The sequence below is a fragment of the Streptomyces sp. NRRL S-244 genome, assembly GCF_000717915.1.
In the GTDB taxonomy this organism is placed as follows: Bacteria; Actinomycetota; Actinomycetes; order Streptomycetales; family Streptomycetaceae; genus Streptomyces.
Window position 1 is genome coordinate 62,731 of the sequence record NZ_JOCX01000026.1, and the last position, 7,090, is coordinate 69,820.

Below are 7,090 nucleotides of genomic sequence, written 5' to 3' on the forward strand. Positions count from 1 at the left end.
TTCGGTGTGAGTGAAACAACCGTACGCACCACCCGTCCCTCCCCGTCCGCCCCGACGGGCCGCCCGGCCACCGCGCCCGGCCCGGCCGCGATCGGCCCGCTCGGGCTCTTCACCGTGCTGCTCGGCGCGGCTCTGCCCCTGATCGACTTCTTCATCGTCAACGTGGCGCTGCCCGCCATCGACAGCGACCTCGCGGCGGGCCCCGCCACGCTGGAACTGATCGTCGGCGGCTACGGCGTCGCGTACGCCGTGCTCCTCGTGCTCGGCGGCCGCCTCGGCGACATGGCCGGACGGCGCCGGCTCTTCCTGATCGGCATGGCCGCCTTCGGCGTCACCTCGCTCCTCTGCGGGCTGGCACCCACCGCCTGGACCCTGGTCGGGGCGCGGGTGACGCAGGGCGCCGCGGCCGCGCTGATGCTGCCGCAGGTGCTCGCCACCATCCAGGCGACCACCCAGGGGCCGCGCCGGGCCCGGGCGATGAGCCTGTACGGGGCCACCGCCGGTCTGTCCATGGTCGCCGGGCAGATCCTGGGCGGCGTCCTGGTCGCCGCCGACGTCGCCGGCTTCGGCTGGCGCTCGGTGTTCCTGGTCAACGTTCCGGTCGTGGTCCTCGGGCTGGTGCTCGCCACCCGTGCCGTACCGGAGACCCGCTCGGACCGGCCGGCCTCGGTCGACGTACCGGGGACGCTGCTGCTCGCCCTGTCCCTGGTGTCCCTGCTGCTGCCGCTGACCGAGGGCCGGGCCGCCGGCTGGCCGCTGTGGACGTGGGTGTCGCTCGCGGTCTTCCCGTTCGCCGCCACGGCCTTCTACCGGACCGAGCGCCGTGCCGACCGGCTCGGCCGCACCCCGCTGGTGCCCCCGAGCCTGCTGCGCCTGCAGTCGCTGCGGCGGGGCCTGGTCCTGCTGGTGCCGTTCTCGATCGGCTTCAGCGGTTTCATGTTCGTCATCGCGGTGGTCCTCCAGCAGGGCCTGCGGATGGGCCCGGTGGAGGCCGGACTGGCGCTGGTGCCGATGGCGCTGGCCTTCTTCGCGGCCTCGCTCGCCGGGCCGCGGCTGGTCGGCCGGTTCGGGAGCCGCGTCGTCACCGCGGGCGGCGTCCTCCAGGGCGTCGGCGTCACCCTGCTCCTCCTCGCCGTCCTGCGCGGATGGCCGGATCTCGGGCTGATGTCGCTGGCTCCGGGCGTGGCCGTGGCCGGCCTCGGCCAGGGGCTCCAACTGCCCGTCCTGATGCGGCTGATGCTGTCCGACGTACCGGCCGACCGGGCGGGCGTGGGCGGCGGGGTCATGATCACCACTCAGCAGTCCGCGCTCGCCCTCGGCGTCGCGACCCTGGGCAGCCTGTTCCTCGCCCTGGTCCCGTCGGCCGGCATGCGGGACGCGCTCGCCGTCACCCTGCTCGTCCAGCTGGGCATGATCGCCCTGACGGCACTGCTGAGCCTGCGCCTGCCGCGGGTCGTGCGGTAGTCGTGCTCCCGCCCGGCCTCACCGGCCACCCCGCCCCGGGCCGCGGACCCGGGCCGGGGTGTCGCGGGGCGGGGTGTCGCGGGGCGGGGCGTCGCGGAGCTGAGCGTCAGAGGGTGGGGTGTCACGGGGCGCATCCACTCCCGTACAGTCCGTGATGCCCGGGTCCGCCAGGGGTCGGGACCAGCGGCGAACAGGAGAAGATCCGTGGCCACCGAAGCCGGCTTCGACCCCCGCCCGCCCGCTGCCCGTACGGGGCGGCCGGTCCCCGAGCTCGACCCCGCCCTCGTGGAGCGGTGGCGCTCCGAAGGGGCCGAACTGATCGATCTGCTGGTCCTGGTGCGCGAACGGCTCGGCGGGGTGGCGGTGTTCCGGCTCGGGCCGAGCCCCACGGTCCTGGTCACGGACCCCCGGGCGGTCCGGCACGTGCTGGCCCTGCACCCCGACCGGTACGTCAAACGCTCCCACCGCGCCCGCCTGTTGATCGGCGACGGCGTACTCGCCGCGACCGGCGAGGCCTGGAAGAGCCAGCGGCGGCTGCTGCAATCCCAGTTCACTGGCACCGGCATGCGCCGCTACGAGCAGCGGATCGCCGAGGCCGCCCGGGTCACCGCCGGCCGCTGGGCCGCGTACGCCCGGACCGGGCAGCCGTTCGACGTCGGCCTGGAGATGCGTCGCTTCGCCCTGGACACCATCTGGCGCTCCCTCACCGGACACCCCCTCGACGAGGGCACCGAGCGCGAACTGGGCGCCGTCGCCGCGGTGGTGGCCGCGATGCCCGAGCTGCCGGCCGACACCGCCGGCGCCCGCGAGGCCGTCGCCGCCGACCTCGCCGGGATCGACGCCGTCGCGCACTACGCCATCGAGGCCGCCCGCGGCCGCGGAGCCGGGCCCGACGGCCCGGGTCTCCTGCACCTGCTGCTCGACGCGGCCGCCACCCGCCCCGAGTACACCGACCGGCTGATCCGCGACGAGCTCGTCACCCTGCTCGTCGCCGGCCACGAGACCACCGCCACCACCCTGACCTGGCTCTACCTCCTGCTCGACCGGCACCCCGCGGCCCGCGAGGAGGCCCTCGCCGCAGGCGCCCCCGGCTCGGCGGAACGCCGCAGCGCCGTCCAGGCCCTGGTCCACGAGACGCTCCGGCTCTACCCGTCGGCATGGATCCTGCCCCGGCACGCCGCCGAGGCGGACGTCCTGACCGGCTACGCCGTCGAAGCCGGCTCCGACGTGGTGGTCTGCCCGTACCTCACGCACCGCGACCCCGAACTGTGGCCGGACCCCGAGCGGTTCGACCCGCGCCGCTTCACCACCCCGGACGGCCGCCCGACCCACCCCGGCGCCTACCTCCCCTTCGGCATCGGCCCGCGCGCCTGTCTCGGCCTCCGGTTCGCCCTCCGCGAGTCGACCGTCCTCCTCGAACAGCTGCTGCCGGCGCACGTCCCGGCGTTCCACTCCGTCCCCACGAAGGCCGCGTACAGCATCACCGTCCGCCCCGACGGCCCCACCCCGGCGACCCTCGACTCGTAAAGCGTCCCTCCCGGACCCCGCCGGACCGGCGTCCGGGGTCCGGGGGTCGGGTGCGGGGTCTGGTGTGAAGCAGTGAATCAGTGCTTCAATCCTTCCATGCCCTACCGTCGCCCGCCCTCCGTGCAGGCTCGCCTCGACGCCCGGCGCGAGCGGGTGCTCGAAGCCGCCGTCCACCTGCTCTCCCGGGAGGGGTACGGCGGCTGCTCGGTCGCCGCCATCGCCGCCGAGGCCGGGATCTCCACCGGCAGCGTGTACCAGTCGTTCTCCGGGAAGTCCGAGCTGGCCGCCGCGCTCTTCCGTACGCTCGTCGCCCGGGAGCTGGAGGCGGTGGCCGCCGCGACGGAGCGCCCGGGCGGCGCCGCGCAGCGGGTGGCCGCCGCCGTCGAGACCTTCGCGTACCGGGCGCTGCAAGCGCCGCGCCGGGCCTTCGCCCTGCTGGCGGAGCCGGCCGACCCAGCCGTCGACACCGAACGCCTCGTCTTCCGCAGGGCGTTTCGCGACGTGTACGCCGAACAGATCGCCGCGGGCGTGGCCTCCGGAGAACTCCCGCCGCAATCCCCGGATTTGACGGCCGCCGCGCTCGTCGGCGCGATCGCCGAAGCGCTCGTCGGGCCGCTGGCCGACGGGGACGCGGCCCCGGGGGACGTCATCCCCGGTCTGATCACCTTCACCCTGCGTGCCCTTGGAGGACACGATGCCGCAGACGCATGAGGTCACCAACCAGGTGCCTCCGCACCTCGGTTACGACGCGGCCGCCGACCCGGCCCTGCTGGAGGCGGTGGCCCGCGAGGGCGCCGAGTGGGCGATACCCGAGATCCACCGGCTCGGCATCCTCGCCGGCTCCGAACGGGCCGCGGAGTGGGGCCGCGTGGTCAACGAGAACCCGCCGGTGCTGCGCACCCACGACCGCTACGGCCACCGGATCGACGAGGTGGAGTTCCACCCGTACTGGCACGAGCTGATGGGCACCGCCGTCTCGCACGGGCTGCACGCCGCGCCCTGGGCGGACGACCGGGCCGGAGCGCACGTCGCGCGGGCGGCGAAGTTCCTCGTCTGGGGCCAGGTCGAGGCGGGCCACTCCTGCCCGGTGTCCATGACGTACGCCGCCGTACCCGCGCTGCGCGCGACCCCGGAACTCGCCGCCTGGCTGGAGCCGCTGCTCGCCTCCCGCACGTACGACTACGGACTGCGCCGGCCCGACACCAAGCAGGGCCTGATCGCGGGCATGTCGATGACCGAGAAGCAGGGCGGCTCCGACGTACGCGCCAACACCACGACAGCCGTCCCGGCCCCGGACGGCACCTACCGGCTGACCGGGCACAAGTGGTTCACCTCCGCGCCCATGTCGGACGTCTTCCTGACGCTGGCCCAGGCCCCGGGCGGGCTGTCCTGCTTCCTGCTGCCCCGGGTGCTGCCGGACGGCAGCCGCAACCGGCTGCTGCTCCAGCGCCTCAAGGACAAGCTCGGCAACCGGTCCAACGCCTCCGCCGAGATCGAGTACGACGAGGCCTTCGGCTGGCTGGTGGGGGAGGAGGGGCGCGGCGTCGCGACGATCATCGAAATGGTCAACATGACCCGCCTCGACTGCGTGCTCGGCGGGGCCTCCGGGATGCGCCTCGGCGTCATCCGCGCCGTCCACCACGCCACGCACCGGAGGGCGTTCGGCAAGGCGCTCATCGACCAGCCCCTGATGCGCAACGTCCTCGCCGACCTCGCCCTGGAATCCGAGGCGGCGACCGCCGTCGCCCTGCGCCTCGCGGGCGCCACGGACCGGGTCTCCCGGGGCAGTCAGGACGAGGCCCTGCTGCGCCGGCTGGGGCTGGCCGTCACCAAGTACTGGGTCTGCAAGCGCGCCCCGGGGCATGCCGCCGAAGCCCTCGAATGCCTGGGCGGCAACGGCTACATCGAGGACTCCGGCATGCCGCGCCTCTACCGGGAGGCCCCGCTGTCGTCGATCTGGGAGGGTTCCGGCAACGTCGCCGCCCTGGACTCGCTGCGGGCCATGGCCCGGCAGCCGGAGACCGTCGAGGCCTTCTTCGAGGAGGTCGGACGGGCGTCGGGCGCCGACCGGCACCTGGACGCGGCGGTGGCCGGGCTCCACAAGCAGCTGGCCGATCCGGCCGAGGCCGAGTACCGGGCCCGGCAGCTCACCGAGACGATGGCCCTGGTCTTCCAGGCGTCCCTGCTGCTGCGCCACGCCCCGGGCGCGGTGGCCGAGGCCTTCTGCGGCTCCCGCCTGGGCGGCGAGCACGGCGGCGCGTACGGGACGCTCCCGACGGGCGTGGACACGGAAACCATCCTGGCCCGGGCCACGACCGCGACCGCCGTCTGAATGCCTGAGGCGCGGCCCGGCCGAGTGATCCGAAAGGACACTCCCTAGGCCGGGTCGCGTCGCGGTGCCGTGATGCGGCGTACGGCCTCGACCACCGCCGCGCGGTGCTGCGCGAGCCGCTCGGCCGCCCAGCCGGTGCCCGAATCGCCCGCCGCCGGGCCGCCCACCGCGCCGAACCAGGCCTGGGACAGGCCCATCACCAGCGTGAGGACGTCGGCGGGGTCCAACGAGCCGTCGACGTGCCCCGCCTTCTGCGCATCCTCCACCACCGCGATCTTGCCGCGGTAGGACTCCGCCTCCGCGTCCGTGGCCCCGGGCCGCTCCAGCTGCTTCCACAGCACGAGCCGCATCAGCGACGGCCGCGCGACGAGGTGGTCGAACACGGCGCCCGCGTACCCCGGCAGGTCGTCGGGGCTGAACGGGACGGACTCCGAACCCGTCTCCAGCGCCCGCCGCAGGACGGCGTCGAAGAGCTGTTCCTTGTTGCCGTAGTAGACGTAGATGAGCCGCTTGTTCGCCTGCGCGGCCTCGGCGATGCGGTCGACCCGCGCGCCGGCGATGCCGTACGCGGCGAACTCGGAGAAGGCCGCGTCGAGCAGGCGTGCCTTGGTCGCGCTGGAATCCCGTGCCATGGGCGAAGCCTAGCAAGTAACTATCTGGTTATTGACATCTGGCGCGAGGTGGGTCCATAGTCAAACTATCCAGTTAGTTACTTGCGAAGAGGGAGCAGCATCATGGAGATCCGCGCACTGGGCGGTCAGGGCCTCGAGGTCGGCGCCGAGGGCCTCGGCCTGATGGGCATGAGCGCCCACTACGGAGCCACCGACGAGACCGAGTCCCTCGCCACCATCGACCGCGCGCTGGAGCTCGGCGTCACCCTGCTCGACACCGCCGAGGGCTACGGCCCGTTCCTGAACGAGCAGCTCCTCGGCAAGGCGCTCGCCGGCCGCCGCGGCGCGGCCGTGGTCGCCACGAAGACGGGTGTCGAGTTCACCGACCAGGGCGCGTTCCGCGGCCACAACGCGACCCCCGAGTACATCCGCCGCTCGGCCGACCGCTCCCTGCGCCACCTCGGCACGGACCACATCGACCTGTACTACCTGCACCGGGTCGACCCGAACGTCCCGATCGAGGAGAGCGTCGGCGCCATGGCCGAGCTCGTCGCCGCCGGCAAGGTCCGCCACATCGGCCTGTGCGAGGCCGCGCCCGCCACCATCGCCCGCGCCCACGCCGTGCACCCGCTCGCCGCCGTGCAGACCGAGTACAGCCTCTTCGAGCGCGGCATCGAGTACGACGGCGTCCTCGACACCCTGCGCGAACTCGGCATCGGGCTCGTCGCGTACTCGCCGCTCGGCAGGGGCTTCCTCTCGGGCGCGATCACCACGCCGGACGACTTCGCGGCGGACGACTTCCGCCGCACGGACCCCCGCTTCCAGGGCGAGAACTTCGACCGCAACCTGGCCGTCGTGGACCAGGTCCGGCGCCTCGCCGCGGACAAGGGCGTCACCCCCTCGCAGCTGGCCCTGGCCTGGACGCTGCGCCGCGGCGCCGTGCCGATCCCGGGCACCAAGCGCCGCCGCTACCTGGAGGAGAACGTCGCCGCGACGGCGGTGACGATCACGGACGAGGACCTGGCCGCCATCGACGCGGTGGCCCCGCACGGAGTGGTCTCCGGCGACCGCTACGCCCCGGAGCTGATGGCGTCCCTGAACGGCTGACCGCCCGGCCGCCCCCCGTCACCCTCGTCGGCCCCCGGCCCCCGTCGGC

The 7,090-nt window shown here is 74.2% G+C and carries 6 protein-coding genes; 5 read left to right on the forward strand and 1 reads right to left on the reverse strand.

The window, feature by feature from the left end; genetic code table 11:
- The first annotated feature begins 6 nt into the window (after window positions 1-6).
- The 4 genes from IF02_RS0126200 to IF02_RS0126215 all read left to right on the forward strand — a co-directional run bounded on the left by IF02_RS0126200 (window position 7) and on the right by IF02_RS0126215 (window position 5,323).
- The gene (locus IF02_RS0126200; RefSeq protein WP_030161058.1) at window positions 7-1,464 is read left to right on the forward strand and encodes an MFS transporter; all 1,458 of its coding nucleotides are present in this window, start codon (window positions 7-9) and stop codon (window positions 1,462-1,464) included.
- A gap of 204 nt (window positions 1,465-1,668) precedes the next feature.
- Entirely contained in the window at window positions 1,669-2,991 is a 1,323-nt protein-coding gene (locus tag IF02_RS0126205) for a cytochrome P450 (protein WP_030161059.1), read from the forward strand.
- 96 nt (window positions 2,992-3,087) lie between these two features.
- Window positions 3,088-3,702 carry a TetR/AcrR family transcriptional regulator gene (locus IF02_RS0126210; RefSeq protein ID WP_030161060.1) on the forward strand — a complete coding sequence of 205 codons (615 nt, stop codon included), beginning with the start codon at window positions 3,088-3,090 and terminating at the stop codon, window positions 3,700-3,702.
- Entirely contained in the window at window positions 3,686-5,323 is a 1,638-nt protein-coding gene (locus IF02_RS0126215; protein WP_030161061.1) for an isovaleryl-CoA dehydrogenase, read from the forward strand. Before IF02_RS0126210 ends, IF02_RS0126215 begins: the two co-directional genes overlap by 17 nt.
- A 44-nt stretch (window positions 5,324-5,367) precedes the next feature.
- On the opposite strand, the gene IF02_RS0126220 is transcribed toward IF02_RS0126215, so the two are convergent.
- The gene (locus IF02_RS0126220) at window positions 5,368-5,955 is read right to left on the reverse strand and encodes a TetR family transcriptional regulator (RefSeq protein ID WP_030161062.1); all 588 of its coding nucleotides are present in this window, start codon (window positions 5,953-5,955) and stop codon (window positions 5,368-5,370) included.
- A 102-nt stretch (window positions 5,956-6,057) separates the two neighbouring features.
- Here IF02_RS0126220 and IF02_RS0126225 point away from each other — a divergent pair, with 102 nt between their 5' ends.
- Window positions 6,058-7,041 carry an aldo/keto reductase gene (locus IF02_RS0126225; protein WP_030161063.1) on the forward strand — a complete coding sequence of 328 codons (984 nt, stop codon included), beginning with the start codon at window positions 6,058-6,060 and terminating at the stop codon, window positions 7,039-7,041.
- Window positions 7,042-7,090 lie beyond the last annotated feature (49 nt).

Coding starts and splice junctions, on each gene's coding strand:
- IF02_RS0126210 (WP_030161060.1), top strand. CDS start 3,088: ATGCCCTACCGTCGCCCGCCCTCCGTGCAGGCTCGCCTCGACGCCCGG.
- IF02_RS0126215 (WP_030161061.1), top strand. CDS start 3,686: ATGCCGCAGACGCATGAGGTCACCAACCAGGTGCCTCCGCACCTCGGT.
- IF02_RS0126220 (WP_030161062.1), bottom strand. CDS start 5,955: ATGGCACGGGATTCCAGCGCGACCAAGGCACGCCTGCTCGACGCGGCC.
- IF02_RS0126225 (WP_030161063.1), top strand. CDS start 6,058: ATGGAGATCCGCGCACTGGGCGGTCAGGGCCTCGAGGTCGGCGCCGAG.